The sequence below is a fragment of the Streptomyces sp. URMC 127 genome (assembly GCF_051386535.1).
GTDB lineage: Bacteria > Actinomycetota > Actinomycetes > Streptomycetales > Streptomycetaceae > Streptomyces.
In genome coordinates this window covers 23,096-38,939 of record NZ_JBPQTW010000019.1, presented here as the reverse complement: position 1 = coordinate 38,939, position 15,844 = coordinate 23,096, and the positions used below count along the sequence as shown (strand labels likewise).

General features: G+C 73.8%; 13 protein-coding genes. 4 read left to right on the top strand and 9 right to left on the bottom strand.

All coding sequences use genetic code 11. The features are described from left to right. Positions 1-32 precede the first annotated feature (32 nt). Both ACSNOH_RS07345 and ACSNOH_RS07340 read left to right on the top strand, forming a co-directional pair. Positions 33-653: a TetR/AcrR family transcriptional regulator gene (locus tag ACSNOH_RS07345; RefSeq protein WP_436720383.1), complete on the top strand. Its 621-nt coding sequence runs from the start codon at positions 33-35 to the stop codon at positions 651-653. A gap of 361 nt (positions 654-1,014) precedes the next feature. Continuing rightward, complete coding sequence (locus tag ACSNOH_RS07340) at positions 1,015-1,635, top strand: hypothetical protein (RefSeq protein WP_436720382.1); 621 nt, start codon at positions 1,015-1,017, stop codon at positions 1,633-1,635. Positions 1,636-1,657: 22 nt separating this feature from the next. Here the strand turns inward: ACSNOH_RS07340 and ACSNOH_RS07335 are convergent, their stop codons facing one another. After that, on the bottom strand, positions 1,658-3,082 hold the full coding sequence (locus tag ACSNOH_RS07335) for a S28 family serine protease (protein WP_436720381.1): 1,425 nt from the start codon (positions 3,080-3,082) through the stop codon (positions 1,658-1,660). Positions 3,083-3,154: 72 nt separating this feature from the next. After that, positions 3,155-4,120, bottom strand: coding sequence for an NADP-dependent oxidoreductase (locus ACSNOH_RS07330; RefSeq protein WP_436720380.1), 966 nt, complete (start codon positions 4,118-4,120; stop codon positions 3,155-3,157). Between the two features lie 161 nt (positions 4,121-4,281). Between ACSNOH_RS07330 and ACSNOH_RS07325 the strand changes: the two genes are divergently transcribed. Further along, complete coding sequence (locus tag ACSNOH_RS07325; RefSeq protein WP_436720379.1) at positions 4,282-4,680, top strand: winged helix-turn-helix transcriptional regulator; 399 nt, start codon at positions 4,282-4,284, stop codon at positions 4,678-4,680. On the opposite strand, the gene ACSNOH_RS07320 is transcribed toward ACSNOH_RS07325, so the two are convergent. The 5 genes from ACSNOH_RS07320 to speB all read right to left on the bottom strand — a co-directional run bounded on the left by ACSNOH_RS07320 (position 4,664) and on the right by speB (position 13,609). Beyond that, on the bottom strand, positions 4,664-5,245 hold the full coding sequence (locus ACSNOH_RS07320; RefSeq protein WP_436720378.1) for a dihydrofolate reductase family protein: 582 nt from the start codon (positions 5,243-5,245) through the stop codon (positions 4,664-4,666). The genes ACSNOH_RS07325 and ACSNOH_RS07320 overlap by 17 nt on opposite strands. Positions 5,246-5,321: 76 nt before the next feature. Then, positions 5,322-9,020, bottom strand: coding sequence for an ABC transporter ATP-binding protein (locus ACSNOH_RS07315; protein WP_436720377.1), 3,699 nt, complete (start codon positions 9,018-9,020; stop codon positions 5,322-5,324). A 115-nt stretch (positions 9,021-9,135) separates the two neighbouring features. Further along, entirely contained in the window at positions 9,136-10,218 is a 1,083-nt protein-coding gene (locus tag ACSNOH_RS07310) for an esterase-like activity of phytase family protein (RefSeq protein ID WP_436720376.1), read from the bottom strand. A 116-nt stretch (positions 10,219-10,334) separates the two neighbouring features. Continuing rightward, the gene (kdpB, locus tag ACSNOH_RS07305; protein WP_436720401.1) at positions 10,335-12,317 is read right to left on the bottom strand and encodes a potassium-transporting ATPase subunit KdpB; all 1,983 of its coding nucleotides are present in this window, start codon (positions 12,315-12,317) and stop codon (positions 10,335-10,337) included. 320 nt (positions 12,318-12,637) lie between these two features. Continuing rightward, entirely contained in the window at positions 12,638-13,609 is a 972-nt protein-coding gene (speB, locus tag ACSNOH_RS07300; RefSeq protein ID WP_436720375.1) for an agmatinase, read from the bottom strand. A 179-nt stretch (positions 13,610-13,788) separates the two neighbouring features. Here speB and ACSNOH_RS07295 point away from each other — a divergent pair, with 179 nt between their 5' ends. Next, positions 13,789-14,577 (top strand): phosphatase, encoded by a 789-nt coding sequence (locus tag ACSNOH_RS07295; protein WP_436720374.1) that lies wholly within the window; start codon positions 13,789-13,791, stop codon positions 14,575-14,577. Here ACSNOH_RS07295 and ACSNOH_RS07290 read toward each other — a convergent pair. Both ACSNOH_RS07290 and tesB read right to left on the bottom strand, forming a co-directional pair. Further along, entirely contained in the window at positions 14,574-14,819 is a 246-nt protein-coding gene (locus ACSNOH_RS07290) for a hypothetical protein (RefSeq protein ID WP_436720373.1), read from the bottom strand. The genes ACSNOH_RS07295 and ACSNOH_RS07290 overlap by 4 nt on opposite strands. 86 nt (positions 14,820-14,905) lie before the next feature. Next, entirely contained in the window at positions 14,906-15,829 is a 924-nt protein-coding gene (gene tesB / locus ACSNOH_RS07285) for an acyl-CoA thioesterase II (protein WP_436720372.1), read from the bottom strand. Between the last annotated feature and the right edge of the window lie 15 nt (positions 15,830-15,844).

The window sequence follows — 15,844 nt, the reverse complement described above, 5'->3', positions numbered from 1 at the left end:
CGGGGGTGGTCCTCGGCGAGAGGGCTGCGCACATGACGGTGGACACCAAGGAACGGCTGATCCGGGCTGCGGACACCGTGCTGCGGACGCAGGGCTACGCCAAGTCCAGCGCGCGGGCGATCGCCAAGGAGGCGGGCGTCAACTCGGCCCTGGTCTTCTATCACTTCGGGGGCGTCGACCCGCTGCTGTTCGCCGCGCTCGACCGCTCCTCCGCCGAGCGCATGGAGCTGCTCACCGAGGCCGTCGCGGGCGCCCGCACGCTGGAGGACCTCGTGGACGCGGGCACTCGCGTCTACCGCAGCGACATCGAGGCCGGGCACCTGACCATGTTCTCCGAGCTCGTCGCCGCGGCCGTCGCCAAGCCGGAGCTGCGCGAGGAGATCCGGGACCGGGCGGAGCCGTGGATCGCCTTCGTCGAGCAGACGCTGGAGCGGGTCATCGGCGGGACGCCGCTCGCCCGGCTCACGCCGCCGCGCGACCTGGCCAACGCCGCGATCACCTTCTACCTCGGGGTCAACCTCTTCACCGTCATCGACAGCGACCGCTCCCGCACGGAGTCGGTGTTCGCGATGGCCCGGCGGCTGGCGCCGCGCGCGCGGCTGCTGACCCGCCGGCTGCCCGGCCTCGGCCCGAAACGGCGCGCGCGCGACTGACGCGCGCCCCGGTGCGGAACCGCCCCGGGGCGCCGCCCGTCCAAGGTTCGTGCTGCCGTCGTACCCCCCGCAGAGCGGTGTCGGCCCGCGCCGCCGGCCGGTTGCTGACCTCCCTCTCCGCCGCCTGCGGCGGGCAGCACGCCGTCGTCGGCGCGCCCCCTGCTCCACCTGCGCCGGCGGCGGGCAGGGCGGCAGGAGAGCCCCCGGCCGGGGCGCGTCGAAGGAGTGCCCGCCCCGGCGTACGCCCGGCGGAAGGCGCCCGCACACGCATCGTTTCCACCGCCGCCGCGCGCCCCGCACGTCTGGCGTGCGCCGGGCCCGGGGGGCCAGGCTGGAGCGCACCGGGGGACGGGGGGGCATCATGCGGCACCGCGCGCCGCGGGCGGCGCTGCTCGCGCTCGTGCTCGCCGCCGCCTGCACGGCGGCGGCGCTGAGCGGCTGCCGCGCGGGCCGGCCCGCCGCCGGGCCGGTCCCCGCCGGGGCCCGCGCCCATGCGGGGCACGATCCGGCGTTCCTGGCCCGCGGGGAGTGCGCGGGGCGCTCCGCGCAGTCGTTCACCGAGGTGTCCTGCCGGAGCGCGGAGGCCGCCGCCCGCGTCCTCGCCCGCTACAACGGCCCCCGCTCCGGCGGCCCGCGCTGCCCCGGCGAGACGGACTTCGTCCTGCACATCGACGCCCTCGACCGGGGCACCTCGGAGGAGAGCAGCGCGCCCGAGGGCTACGCCTGCATGCGCAACCTCCAGCCGCCGCACCCGGGCGACCCGGGCATGGGCGGCGGGCCCCTGACGGTGACGGGCGACTGCCTCTACACCCAGCGGGACGGGGTCGTGAAGGAGACCGCCTGCGACGGCTCGGGGGCCCGCGCCCCCGAGTACCGCATCACGACGGAGGTCGGCGCGCGCCGGGAGTGCCCGCCCTCGACCGACCTTTACGTACAGGTGGGCGGCGGGGCCCCCGTCGGGTGCGCCCGCCGCCTGTCCTGACCTCCCGGTGCTCCGGCCGCCCTTAGGGGCGAAGGCCCTTGCGCGGGTCGACGAGCGGCTGGTCGAGCTTCGCGTCGTACGTCGCGAGCGGCTTCGCCTGCGACGCGCCGGCCGTCACGGACGCCGGGGCGACGCCCGCCCACTCCAGGACCTTGGCCGTGGCCTTGGCCCGCTCGTCGGCGACGAGCTGGGCGATGTTGGAGCCGTGGTTGCCGCCGGGCGCGTAGAAGCGGTAGTCGTCCCGCGCGGCGGCGTTCCGGCCGAGGCGGAACGGTTCGCTGCTCCACGGGTCGTTCTGCCCGTAGACGAAGAGCATCCGCTTGCTGTCCTCGCGCACCCAGCGGTCGATGTCCGCCATCGCGTGGCGCTTGAACGTCATCGGGATGTCCCGCGGCACGTAGGCGCGCGGCTGGATCGCGTCCGGGTAGCGCAGCAGGCCCTTCAGGTGCGCGTTCCTCATGCTGGGCGCGCCGAGCTCGGTGCCCGCCTGGTAGTAGTACGGCGTGAAGCGCGCCAGGCCCTGGTCGGTGTAGCCGTCGAAGCCCGAGATGTCGTCGATGAACTTGTAGAGCTGGTCGGTGGAGGCGTTCGTGGCGGGAACGCTCGCGCAGTCGCTCTGCAGGTGGTACTGCCAGAACGCGAAGGTCAGGTCCAGGACGACGTTCTCGTAGGCGCGGTCGGCGTTGCCGAGGACCTTGAACGTCTTGCCGTTCTCGCCGGCCCACTTCTGGTAGCGGGCGACGATCTCGCCGCGGCGCAGCAGCGCCTGCCGCTGTACGGAGTTCAGCTGGTTGCGGCAGGCCTGGTCGCCGACGTTCGCGAAGAACCGGTCGTAGGCAGAGTCCTCGTCGTTGACGACGTCGTTGGGCGCGACGTAGGCGACCGTGCCGTTCATGTCATCGGGAAAGAAGCGGCGGTAGTACGTGGCGGTCATGCCGCCCTTGCTGCCGCCGGTGGCCAGCCAGTTCTTGCCGTAGAGCGGCTTGAGGGCCGCGTAGAGGCGGTGCTGGTCACTGGCCGCCTGGTAGATGTCGAGCTTCGACCAGTCGGCGGGCTGGGGCCGCGACGGAGTGAAGAACCGGTACTCCAGCGACACCTGGTTGCCGTCGACGATGCGGGTCGGCTCGCTCCGGCCGGGATTGGTGTTGACGTCGTAGCCGGAGGTGAAGAAGACGGTGGGCCGGGCGGTCGACTTGTGCAGCAGCGTGAAGCGCTGCTGGAACGTTCCCTTGGCCGGGTTCCGGTGGTCGACCGGCTGGTCGTAGGTGAGGACGAGGTAGCGGTAGCCCTCGTAGGGCTTCTCCTCGACCAGCTTCATCCCCGGAATCTTCAGGACGCGTTCCTTGATGTCCGGCTCGGTGTCCGCCGCCGCCGTCGCGGTGCCGCCGGCGCCGACGGTGCCCGCGAGCACCGTCAGGGCCAGCAGCCATCTGAATGCCTTACGCACTCACCCTCCCCTGGGTCGCAAAGTCCGCCGCGAACCTACCGGGGGGCCGACCGGCGCACCAGACCCTTTTCGTCAGGCGAGTGTCAGGACCACCTTGCCGCGCGTGCGTCCCGTCTCCACCAGCGCGTGGGCCTGCGCCGCCTGCGCCAGCGGGAGTTCGGCCGCCACCTCGACGCGCAGCCGGCCCGACTCGACCAGCGCGGTGACCGCCTCCAGGCCCGCGCGGTCGGGCTCCACGAGGATGCCCGTGGCCCGGATGCCCCGCTCCTGCGCCACGCGCGCCGCCTCCGGGTCGACGCCCGACGGGACCGCCACCAGCAGGCCGCCCGGCCGCAGGGCGGCGAGGGAGCGGAGCTGGTGCTCGGGGGTGCCGATGGAGTCCACCACCAGGTCCGCGCCGCGGACGCGGTCCTCGAAGCGCTCGGCGGTGTGGTCGACGACCTCGTCGGCGCCGAGGGAGCGGACGAAGTCCGCCTTGGCGGGGCCGGACGTGCCGATCACGTACGCGCCGCGGTCCTTGGCGATCTGCACGGCGAGGTGGCCCACGCCACCCGCCGCCGCGTGCACCAGCACCTTCTGGCCCTCCTGTACGTCCGCGGTGTCGGCGAGGATCTGCCAGGCGGTGAGGGCCGCGAGCGGCAGCGCGGCGGCCTGCGCGTGGGACAGGCCCGCCGGCTTGCGCGCGAAGTGCCGGGACGGCGCGGTGACGTACTCGGCGAACGCCGCGCCCGCGCGCGGGAAGCGCGGCATGCCGTACACCTCGTCGCCCGGCCGGAACAGCGTGACGCCGAAGCCGACCGCCTCCACCACCCCGGAGACGTCCCAGCCGAGCGTGAACGGCGGCTCGCCGAGCCAGCCGGCGATGCCCTCTCCCGCCCGCGTCTTGACGTCCACCGGGTTGACGCCCGCCGCGTGCACCCGGACGAGGATCTCGGTCGGACCCGGTTCGGGGCGCTCGACCTCGGCGAGGCGCAGGACCTCGGGGCCGCCGAAGCGGTCCTGGACGACTGCCTGCATACGGGCCGTGGGCGTGGACATGGTGCTGCTCCTGTGCGATGCGGGATGACGGCTGTCTGCGGCTGCTCGGCCGCGCACACCATGCTGTGCGCCGCTCCGCCCGCCGCCCAGACGGAACCTTGAGGTAACGGCCCTCCGGCCCGGCAGGGAATACGCCCGGGCCCCGTCCGGTTGCCCCGTCCGTGGAAGATCTGTGCCCTTGCCGCCCCCTCCTCGACCGGCTCGGCGACCGCTGGTCCGCCCTCACGCTCACCCTGCTCGACGCCGGCCCCGCCTACTTCGGCGAGCTGGAGCGCCGGATGCGCCCGGTGAGCCGCAAGGTGCTGACGCAGACGCTGCGCGGGCTGGAGCGGGACGGCCTGGTGCACCGGACGGTCGAGGACGACCAGCCCGTCGTCCGCGTGGCGTACGGGCTCACCGAGCTCGGGCGGAGCCTGGCCGGGCCGCTCGCCGCCATCGAGGGGTGGACCGAGCGCCATCAGCAGACCGTGGAGCGGGCCCGTGCCGCCTACGACGCCGCGCAGCCCGGGCCCGGAGTGACCGCCCTGCGGGAGCGCGCCGCGCTCAGCCGGTGCGCTTGACGTACGTCACCATGACGACGCCGTTGCCGAACGTGCGGGTCCCCTTGAGCTCGTAGCGCTCGGGGGCGAACTCGGACGCGAACAGCGGGATGCCCTTGCCCGCCACGAACGGGTTGATCTTGAGGACGATCTCGTCGATCTCCTCGCGCAGCTGCCCCGCGAGGTTCGCGCCGCCGCACAGCCAGATGCCCTTGCCCTCCTCCTGCTTGAGGCGGCGGACCAGCTCCACCGCGTCTCCCGAGTAGACGGTGACGGCCGGGTCGGGGCTGGTGGCGAGGGACTTGGAGACGACGTACTGCCGCAGGTGCGGGTACGGGCTGGTCATGCCGGCCGACAGGCCGGGTTCGTAGGTGTTGCGGCCCATCAGGACGGTGTCGAAGTCGCGGTTCTCCGCGCCGAGTCCGACGGCCTCGCGGCCGCGCGCGGAGACCGTGTCGGGGTAGCTCTCGACCAGGGCGGCGACGTAGTCGTCGTCCAGGACCGACATCATGAAGCCGAACTGGTCGCCCGGGCCCGCGATGAAGCCGTCGATGGTGGTGGCGATGAAGTAGGTGAGCTTGCGCACGGCAACCCCCCGCTCGGTACGGAGCGCCTCGTCCGAGGCCGCAGGCGCCAACGTACCGGGCGGGGAGCCCCGCGGCCTACGCCGGCACCGCCTCGCCCGTGAACGTCCGCCACAGCTCCGCGTAGCGCCCCTCCCGGGCCAGCAGCTCGGCGTGCGTGCCGTCCTCGGCGACGCGGCCGTGGTCGAGGACCACCACCCGGTCCGCGCGGGCCGCCGTGGTCAGCCGGTGGGCGACGACGAGCGTCGTGCGGCGCCCGGCCAGCCGCTCCGTGGCCTGGTTGACCAGCGCCTCGGTGGCGAGGTCGAGCGCGGCCGTGGCCTCGTCCAGCAGCAGGATGTCCGGGCCGACCAGCTCGGCGCGGGCCAGGGCGATCAGCTGGCGCTGGCCGGCGGAGAGGTTGCGGCCGCGCTCGGTGACCGCGTGCAGGTAGCCGCCTTCGAGAGTTGCGATCATGTCGTGCGCGCCGACCGCCCGCGCGGCGGCCTCCACCTCGGCGTCGCCGGCGTCCGGGCGGCCGTAGGCGATGGCGTCGCGCACCGTGCCGGGGAAGAGGTACGGCTCCTGCGGGACGACGCCCAGGCGGTGCCGGTAGCCGGTCGGGTCCAGCTCGCGCAGGTCGTGCCCGTCCACGAGGACCGCGCCGCTGGTCGGGTCGTAGAACCGCGCCACCAGCTTGACCAGCGTCGACTTGCCGGCGCCGGTCTCGCCGACGAACGCGACGGTCTGACCGGCCGGGATGGTCAGCCGGATGCCGGACAGGGCGTGCTCGCCGTCGCCGTAGTGGAAGGCGACGTCGTCGAAGACGATCTCGCCGCTGAGCTCGCCCACGGGGCGCGGCCGCTGCGCGACCGGCGTGGTCGTCGGCTCCCGCAGCAGGCCCTGCACGCGGCCGAGCGAGACGGTCGCCTGCTGGTAGCCGTCGAAGACCTGCGACAGCTGCTGGACGGGGGCGAAGAACAGGTCGATGTAGAGCAGGTAGGCCACCAGCGCGCCCGCCGTCAGCGTGCCGTCGCCGACCCGGCCCGCGCCCACGATGAGGACCGCGGCGGCGGCCACGGACGACAGCAGCTGCACGAACGGGAAGTAGACCGATATCAGCCACTGGCCGCGCACCCGCGCCTGCCGGTAGGAGCGGCTGCGCTCGGCGAACCGGCGGGCACCCGACTCCTCCCGCCGGAAGGCCTGGACGATGCGCAGGCCCGCGACGCTCTCCTGCAGGTCCGCGTTGACGAGCCCGACGCGCTCGCGCGCCAGCTCGTACGCCTTGACGCTCTGCCGGCGGAAGACGGCGGTCCCGGCGACCAGCAGCGGCAGCGTCGCGAAGACGACGAGGGCGAGCTCCACGTCGATGACGAGGAGGGCGACGAGGATGCCGAAGAAGGTGAGGACGGAGACGACGGCGGTGACCAGACCGGTCTGCAGGAACGTCGACAGGGCGTCCACGTCCGTCGTCATCCGCGTCATGATCTTGCCGGTGAGCTCGCGCTCGTAGTAGTCGAGCCCCAGCCGCTGCAGCTGGGCGAAGATCTTCACGCGCAGCGCGTAGAGGATGCGCTCGCCCGTGCGGCCGGTCAGCCGGGTCTCCGCGACCTGGGCGGCCCACTGGCCCGCCACGACGAGCAGGGCCAGCCCCGAGGCCGCCCAGACCGCTCCCAGGGCGAGCTGCTGGACGCCCTTGTCGATGCCGTGCCGGATCAGGACGGGCAGCAGCAGGCCGGCGAGGGCGTCGACCGCCACGAGCAGCAGGCTGAGGGCGAGCGGCGCGCCGAAGCCGCGCAGCAGCTGCCGCAGCCCGTACGCCTCCTCGGGGCGCGCCGCCCGCTCCTCGTCCACGTCCGGGGTGTCGTTCGCGGGCGGCAGCGCGGCCACCTTGGCGAGCAGTTCGGGCGTGGCGGGCATCCCCGTGACGCCGTCGGCGGAGCCGGAGGGCTCGTCCTTGCGCACCCACAGGGAGGGAGTGACGCCGTTCACGGCGGCTCCCGCGGGAGCCGCCGCGGCCGTCAGCCCGGCGGGGTCCTTGGTGACGCCCGCGAGCTCGCCCGGGTCGGTCAGCAGCGAGCGGTAGCGCTCGCAGCGCTCCTCCAGCTCCTGCGCCGTGCCGACGTCCACGAGCCGGCCGCCGTCCAGCACGGCGATCCGGTCGGCGAGCGCCAGCGTCGAGGCGCGGTGGGCGATGAGCAGGGTCGTGCGGCCCGCCATGACGCCGCGCAGCGCCTCGTGGATCTCGTGCTCCACGCGCGCGTCGACCGCGGACGTCGCGTCGTCCAGGAGGAGCAGGCGCGGGTCGGTGAGGATCGCGCGGGCGAGGGCGATGCGCTGGCGCTGGCCGCCGGAGAGGGTCAGGCCCTGTTCGCCGACGGACGTGTCGTAGCCGTCGGGGAGTTCGCTGATGAAACCGTCCGCCTGGGCGGCGCGCGCGGCCGCGCGGATCTGCTCGTCGGTGGCGTCCGGGTGCCCGTAGGCGATGTTCTCGCGGATGGTGTCGGAGAACAGGAAGCTGTCCTCGGGCACGAGGCCGATGGCGGCGCGCAGGGAGGACAGGGTGAGGTCGCGGACGTCGTGGCCGCCGACCCGCACGGCGCCGCCGGTGACGTCGTAGAAGCGCGGCAGCAGCAGCGAGACGGTGGACTTGCCGCTGCCGGAGGCGCCGACGACGGCCACCGTCTCACCGGGCTCGATGCGCAGCGAGAAGCCGTCGAGGACGGACCGGGCGGGGTCGTAGCCGAAGGAGACCTTGTCGAACTCGACCGTGGCGGGGGCGTCCGCGGGCAGCTCGCGCGCGTCCGGGCGCTCCTGGACGACCGGTTCGGTGTCGATGAGTTCGAGGACGCGCTCGACGCCGGCGCGGGCCTGCTGGCCGACGGTGAGGACCATGGTGAGCATCCGCACGGGGCCGACGAGCTGCGCGAGGTAGGTCGAGAAGGCGACGAACGTGCCGAGGGTGATCTGGCCGCGGGTGGCCATCCAGCCGCCGAGGGCCAGCATGGCGACCTGGCCGAGGGCGGGGACGGCCTGCAGGGCCGGGGTGTAGCGGGAGTTGAGGCGCACGGTGCGCAGGCGGCCGGCGAAGAGCCTGCGGCTCGCCTCGCGGAGCTTGGCGGTCTCCTGCGCCTCCTGGCCGAAGCCCTTGACGACGCGGACGCCGGTGACGGCGCCGTCCACGACGCCGGCGACGGCCGCGGCCTGTCCCTGGGCGTACCAGGTGGCGGGGAAGAGCCGGGTGCGGCTGTGCTTGGCGAGGATCCACAGCGCGGGGGCGACGGCCAGGGCGACGACGGTCAGGAGCGGGGAGAGGGACACCATCACGACGAGCGAGATGGCGAAGAGCATGAGGTTGCCGATCATCATCGGCAGCATGAACAGCAGGCTCTGGATGAGCTGGAGGTCGCTGGTGGCGCGGCCGACGACCTGTCCGGTGGACAGCTCGTCCTGGCGGCGCCCGTCGAGCCTCGTGATCGCGGCGTGCATCTCGGTCCGCAGGTCGTGCTGGACGTCGAGGGCGAGCCGGCCGCCGTAGTAGCGGCGGACGTACGTCAGGCCGTAGACGACTACGGCGGCGGCTATGAGGAGCGCCGCCCAGGGGGCCAGGGGGCGCTGGTGGGAGCCGATCACGTCGTCGATGATCAGCTTGGGTATCAGTGGCACCAGGGCCATGACGGCCATGCCGGCGAGCGAGGAGCCGAGGGCGAGGAGCACCGTGCCGCGGTAGCGCCAGCAGTAGCCGGCGAGCCGCCTGGCCCATCCTTGACCTGTCGTGTCCTTCGCCGCTGCCACCCGTGCCTCCTGCGCTGCCGCTCTCGTCCTGCTGACGGAGGGCCCAACGCCCTGGACTGCGGATTTCATCCCGCCGCAACACGGGACGGGCAGGAGGCCGGGGTGCGCGGCGGCCCTACGGCCGCGGCAGGCGCACCGTGAGCGCGTAGAGGCGGGTGGTCTGCACAGGGTTCTGGTTGTCGTCGCTCACCAGCAGCAGGCGGAGGACTCCTCCGCTCCGCTTGGTGACGGCGAGGCCCTCGATGTTGTCCAGGAGCGGGTTCCGCTGCGGCTGGCGCGCGGCCGCGCCCAGGGACGGGCAGGCGCCGAGGTCGGCGAGGAGCCGCTTGCCCGCGGGCCGCACGGCGGCGCCGCCCGGCAGGTTCGTGACGGCGGTGACGTCGCTCGCGCGGCGCGGGTCGGCGAGGTAGAGCCGTACGGTGTTGCCGGTGCCCGCCGTGAAGCCGCGCTCCAGGACGAGGAGGCGGCCGTCCCCGGCCGCGGTGATCTCGGCGACGCCGAGACCCTCGTCGGCCGGGTAGGCGTACTGCGGGCCGAGGGCGAACTCCTGCCCGCCGTGCCGCTGCCAGCTCTGCAGGCGCACGAGCGGCCGGCCGGCGGCGTCCCGGCCGTCCCCGGCGAGGGACTGCTCCATGGAGGCGATCAGGGTGCGCCCGCCGGGCTGGAGGGTCAGGCCTTCGAAGGTCTGGTTGGGCGCGGCGCGCCCTGCCGGTGCGACCCGCAGCGCGGCGGGCACCGGCAGCCGGCCCAGCAGCTTGCCGTCCCTGTCGTAACGGCGCACGGAGGGCTCGGTCTCGGAGGTGACCAGCCGGGTGCCGTCCCGGTCGACGGCGAGGCCCTCGGAGTCCAGGGGGCCGCCCTTCTCGTCGGCGAGGTCCGTGACCCGCACCGGCGTCGCGGACGGCGCGCCGTGGCCCTTGTGCCGCACGTCCAGGGAGAACAGCTGGGAGCGATCGGAGAGCGCGGCGACGGTGCCGTCCTCGCCGGCCGCGAGCGCCGAGAGGTTGCCCACGAACGCTCCCTGGAACGTCTTCTTGTCCAGGGCGTCGGAGAAGCCCTCGATCCGCACGGAGGAGGAGCACGCGTGCGCGTGCGCGTACGGCTGCCCGGACGCCGCGGCGGCGGTCGTCGCCGGGGTCAGGCACGTGGCCGCGGCCAGGGCGGCAGCTGCGGCGGCGAGCGCGGATCGGGTACGCACGGGGCGGGCCTCCTGGGGCGGCGGTGGACGACTGCGCCCACCGTAGGCCGCCGGGAGCGGCGCGGGAGTTGATTCGCCCGAACGTACGGGAGAACACGGCGCGACCGCTCCGCCCGTCACAGGCCCGGCACGAACTGCAGCAGCAGGTCGATGAGTTTGATGCCGGCGAAGGGCGCGATCAGCCCGCCCACCCCGTACAGGCCGAGGTTGCGGCGCAGCAGGGCGTGCGCGCTGGAGGGGGCGTAGCGGACGCCGCGCAGGGCGAGGGGGATCAGGGCGACGATGACCAGGGCGTTGAAGATGATGGCGGAGGCGATGGCCGAGGTCGGGCTGTGCAGGCCCATGACGTTGAGCTTCTCCAGGCCCTCGTAGCCGGCCACGCCGCCGAACATGGCCGGCACGATCGCGAAGTACTTGGCGACGTCGTTGCAGATGGAGAACGTGGTGAGCGCGCCGCGGGTGATGAGCAGCTGCTTGCCGATCTCGACGATCTCGATGAGCTTGGTCGGGTTGGAGTCCAGGTCCACCATGTTCCCGGCCTCCTTGGCGGCCGAGGTGCCGGTGTTCATGGCCACGCCCACGTCCGCCTGCGCGAGTGCCGGGGCGTCGTTCGTGCCGTCGCCCGTCATCGCCACGAGCTTGCCGCCGGCCTGCTCCTCGCGGATGCGGGCGAGCTTGTCCTCGGGGGTCGCCTCGGCGATGTAGTCGTCCACGCCGGCCTCGGCGGCGATGGCCTTGGCGGTGAGCGGGTTGTCACCGGTGACCATGACGGTCCTGATGCCCATGGAGCGCAGTTCGGCGAAGCGCTCGGCGATGCCGGGCTTGACGACGTCCTTGAGGTGGACGGCGCCGAGGACACGGCAGCCGGCGGCGTCCTCCAGGGCGACGAGCAGCGGGGTGCCGCCGCCGGCCGCGATGGAGTCCGCGATCCAGCGGGCCTCGGTGGGGACGTCGCCGCCGCGGCGCGTCACCCACTCCACGACCGCGCTGCCGGCGCCCTTGCGGATGCGGCAGAACTCGCCCTCGTAGGCGAAGTCCGCCCCGCTCATCCGCGTCTGCGCGGAGAAGGGCACGAAGCGGCCGTGGGTGAAGTCCCCGTCGCCGTGGTGGATCCCGTACTGCTGGGCGAGGGTGACGATGGAGCGGCCCTCGGGCGTCTCGTCGGCCAGGGAGGCGAGCTGCGCGGCGTCGGCCAGCAGCTTGTGCGGGACGCCCCTGACGGGCACGAAGCCGGCCGCCCGGCGGTTGCCCAGGGTGATGGTCCCGGTCTTGTCCAGCAGGAGCGTGTTGACGTCCCCGGCGGCCTCGACGGCGCGCCCGGAGAGGGCGAGGACGTTGCGCTGCACGAGGCGGTCCATGCCGGCGATGCCGATGGCCGACAGCAGGGCGCCGATGGTCGTGGGGATGAGAGTGACGAGAAGTGCGACGAGAACGGTGATGGTCTGCGGGGCGCCGGACCAGCCCGCCATCGGCTGCAGCGACACCACCGCCAGGATGAAGATCACGGTCAGGGAGGCGAGCAGGATGTTCAGGGCCAGCTCGTTGGGCGTCTTCTGCCGGCTGGTGCCCTCGACCAGGGCGATCATGCGGTCGAGGAAGGTGTGGCCCGGGCGCGAGGTGATGCGGACGACGATCCGGTCGGAGAGCACCGCCGTGCCGCCGGTGACGCCCGAGCGGTCGCCGCCGGCCTCGCGGATCACCGGGGCGGACTCCCCCGTGATGGCCGACTCGTCCACCGAGGCGACGCCCTCCACGACCTCGCCGTCGCCGGGCACGGTCCCGCCCGCCTCCACGACGACGAAGTCCTGCGGGCGCAGGTCCGCGGCGACCACGCGCTCCTCGTACCAGTCGCGCCGGTCCATGCCGACCCGCCACGAGCGCAGCCGGCGGGCGACGGTGGTGTCGCGGGTGCGGCGCAGCGTCTCGGCCTGGGCCTTGCCGCGGCCCTCGGCGACGGCCTCGGCCAGGTTGGCGAAGAGCACGGTCAGCCACAGCCAGACGCTGATGAGCCAGGTGAAGGCGGACGGGTCGAGGAGCGCGGAGAGGGTCGTGAGGACGGAGCCGGCCTCGACCACGAACAGCACCGGGTGCCTGACCATGACCCGGGGGTGCAGCTTGCGGAAGGCGTCCGGGAGGGAGGCCGCCAGCAGGCGGAGGTCGACGGCGCCGCCGGCCACCCGCCGGTGCCGTCTCCGCCCGGCGGCGGGCGGGACGGGGCTGGTGGCGGCGACGTCCTGTTCGGGGAGGAGGTGCAGGGTCAACGGGGTGGCCTTCGACGGGAGGGAGGTGGGTGATCACCTCAGCCAACCGTCCGGGCACGGTCCGTCACCGGATCCTTACGCGGCCTTGTCGGACCGCCCGTCCGGCCTTACGCACCTTTGACGCCGGCCGCACGGCCCCGGAAAGGCCGGAGACGGCGTCAGCCGCGCGCCGCGGCGATCTGCCGCGACATGATCGTCGTCAGCTCGTACGCGGCGTGGGACGCGGCCACCGACGTGATCTCGGCGTGGTCGTAGGCCGGGGCGACCTCGACCAGGTCCGCGGAGACCAGGTTGCAGGACGACAGGCCGCGCAGGATCTCCAGCAGCTCGCGGGAGGTCAGGCCGCCGGCCTCCGGGGTGCCGGTGCCGGGGGCGTGGGCCGGGTCCAGGACGTCGATGTCGATGGAGATGTACAGCGGGCGGTCGCCGACGCGCTGGCGCAGCTGGTCGGCGATCTCGTCCACGCCGCGGCGCATGACGTCGGCCGAGGTGACGATGCCGAAGCCCATCTTCTCGTCGTCCGTCAGGTCCTTCTTGCCGTACAGCGGGCCGCGCGTGCCGACGTGGGACAGCGCCTCGGTGTCGAGGATGCCCTCCTCGACGGCCCGGCGGAACGGGGTGCCGTGGGTGTACTCGGCGCCGAAGTAGGTGTCCCAGGTGTCGAGGTGCGCGTCGAAGTGCAGCAGGGCGACGGGGCCGTGCTTCTTGGCGACCGAGCGCAGCAGGGGCAGAGCGATCGTGTGGTCGCCGCCCAGCGTCATCATGCGGGCGCCGGTGCCGAGGATGTCGTCCGCGGCGGCCTCGATGGTCTCGACGGCCTCGTCGATGTTGAACGGGTTCGCGGCGATGTCACCGGCGTCGGCGACCTGCGCGAGGGCGAAGGGCGAGGCGTCCTGGGCCGGGTTGTACGGGCGCAGCAGGCGGGAGGCCTCGCGGATCGCGTTGCCGCCGAAGCGGGCGCCCGGGCGGTAGGAGACGCCGGTGTCGAAGGGCACGCCGACCACGGCCACGTCCGCCGTGCCGACCTCGTCCAGGCGCGGCAGGCGGGCGAAGGTCGCGGGGCCCGCGTAGCGCGGGATGCGGGAGGAGTCGACGGGGCCGCGCGGTTCACGGGGGGCGGGGGTGCTCATGCTGGAGCCTCTCGAATCACGGACGCGTTACGGTCGAACCAACGTCGGGGCGGCTGCGGTGGACGTACCCGAGGGTAGGCAGGGCGGCGGAATCCGCACATGTACGTATCAGTGGGTCCGGGGCCGCCATATGGACACCACGTCCAGCACCGCAGTCACCGGGGGAGACAATGAGCGGCATGCCGACACCGACCCGCAGCGAACTGATCGACCACCTCGTCCGTACGCGCATCGCCGGCGCGGTGGCGACCCCGCGCGAGAACAACCTCGACCACTACCGCAAGCTCGCGAACGGCGACCGCCGCTACTGGCTCGGGCTGGAGCTGGGCGACCGCTGGACGGACGAGCAGGACGTGCTCGCCGTCATGGCGGAGCGCTGCGGCGTCAGCGACGACCTGAACCACCGGGCGGGCCAGGACCACATCGACCCCGAGCTGACCGCCGACGCCCTGGACCGCATGGCGAACGTGCTGCGCAAGGCGGCGGAGAGCCGGCAGCGGGTGCTCTTCGCGACCGGCCACCCCGGCGCCCTGCTGGACGTGCACCGCACGACCGCGGCGGCGCTGCGGGCCGCGGGCTGCGAGATCGTCCGGATCCCGGGCGGGCTGGGCGCGGACGAGGGCTGCGTCGTGCAGTTCGCGGACGTGGCGGTCTACGAAGGCGGGGCGACGCTCTGGCACACGCACTCCCCCAACCCGATGACCGCCGTCCTCGACGGCCTCCTGCGGGAGGGCCGCCCCCTGCCGGACCTCGTCGTCGCCGACCACGGCTGGGCCGGCTGCGCGGCGCAGCGCGGCATCGACGCGGTGGGCTACGCCGACTCCAACGACCCGGCGCTGTTCCTCGCGGAGGCGGAGGGCACGCTGCAGGTGGCGGTCCCGATGGACGACCACGTGGTGGACCCGCGCTTCTACGAGCCGATGACGGCGTACCTGCTGACCGCGGCGGGCCTCACCGTGGGGGCCTAGCCCTCGGCGGGGCCCGGGCCGCCGTTCCAGCCGCGCACGCAGAGCCAGGCGCCGCCCCAGAGCAGCGCGGCCTCGGCCCCTCTGAAGACGACGAAGCCCACCAGCCGGGGCACGCCCGTCGCTTCGATGACCGAGCTGTGCCAGAGGAAGGCCACGAGGACGCCGAGGACGACGCTCACGGCGCCTCCGGCCATCAGCAGGATCCTCGGCGCCGTCCCCATCCGTGCGGCCGCGCGTGCCATCCGGGCCCCTCCCTCACACCGGTTGCGTCAACTCACCGATGTTACCGGCCGGTCGGCCGGGGGACGGCCCACGGCGGCCCGCCCCCTCACGCCCGCGAGCGAGGTACGCGCACCACACCCTCCTGGATCACCGACACCGCCAGTTGGCCGCTCTCAGTGAAGATGCGGCCCCTGGCCAGGCCGCGGCCGTTCTGGGATGTGGGGCTTTCCTGGTCGTAGAGCAGCCACTCGTCCGCGCGGAAGGGCCGGTGGAACCACATCGCGTGGTCCAGGCTCGCGCCGACGACGTCGCCGACGGCCCAGCCGCCGCGGCCGTGGGCCAGCAGGACGGAGTCGAGGAGCGTCATGTCGGAGACGTAGGTGGCCAGGCAGATGTGGAGCAGCGGATCGTCCGCCAGTTTGCCGTTCGTACGGAACCAAACCTGCGACTTCGGCTCGCGCGGCTCGCCCACGCTGCCGAACGGCGGCTCGTCCGCGTACCGCAGGTCGACCGCCGAGCGGGCGTCCAGGATCCGGTCGACGACGCCCGGGCCGCCGAGGAGCGGGGCGTAACGCCGCAGCGTGTCCGCGGCCGTGGGGAGCGTCTCGGGGGCGGGCGCGGCCGGCATGGCCTCCTGGTGCTCCAGGCCCTCCTCGTGGCGCTGGAAGGACGCGGAGAGGTGGAAGATCGGCTGCCCGTGCTGCACGGCCACCACGCGGCGCGTGGTGAAGGAGCCGCCGTCGCGGATGCGGTCGACGGTGTAGACGATGGGCACGGCGGGATCGCCGGGGCGCAGGAAGTAGGAGTGCAGGGAGTGCGGCGGGCGGTCGGCGGGGACGGTGCGCCCCGCGGCGACGAGGGCCTGAGCCGCGACCTGCCCGCCGAAGACGCGCGGGACGAGGACGGCACGGCCGGTGCGGCCGCGGAAGATGTCCTGCTCGATGGGTTCGAGGTCGAGGAGGGCGAGGAGCTCGTCCAGCGGGGTGCGCGGCCCGGCCGCCGGTATGTGTGATGTAAGGGGCTCGTTCATTGGGGTTCCGGGTCT

Excerpts from the sequence above, each read along its gene's own strand:
- tesB (WP_436720372.1), bottom strand. The coding sequence starts at position 15,829 with ATGAACGAGCCCCTTACATCACACATACCGGCGGCCGGGCCGCGCACC.
- speB (WP_436720375.1), bottom strand. The coding sequence starts at position 13,609 with ATGAGCACCCCCGCCCCCCGTGAACCGCGCGGCCCCGTCGACTCCTCC.
- ACSNOH_RS07345 (WP_436720383.1), top strand. The coding sequence starts at position 33 with ATGACGGTGGACACCAAGGAACGGCTGATCCGGGCTGCGGACACCGTG.
- ACSNOH_RS07290 (WP_436720373.1), bottom strand. The coding sequence starts at position 14,819 with ATGGCACGCGCGGCCGCACGGATGGGGACGGCGCCGAGGATCCTGCTG.
- kdpB (WP_436720401.1), bottom strand. The coding sequence starts at position 12,317 with ATGGTCAGGCACCCGGTGCTGTTCGTGGTCGAGGCCGGCTCCGTCCTC.
- ACSNOH_RS07340 (WP_436720382.1), top strand. The coding sequence starts at position 1,015 with ATGCGGCACCGCGCGCCGCGGGCGGCGCTGCTCGCGCTCGTGCTCGCC.
- ACSNOH_RS07295 (WP_436720374.1), top strand. The coding sequence starts at position 13,789 with ATGCCGACACCGACCCGCAGCGAACTGATCGACCACCTCGTCCGTACG.
- ACSNOH_RS07330 (WP_436720380.1), bottom strand. The coding sequence starts at position 4,120 with ATGTCCACGCCCACGGCCCGTATGCAGGCAGTCGTCCAGGACCGCTTC.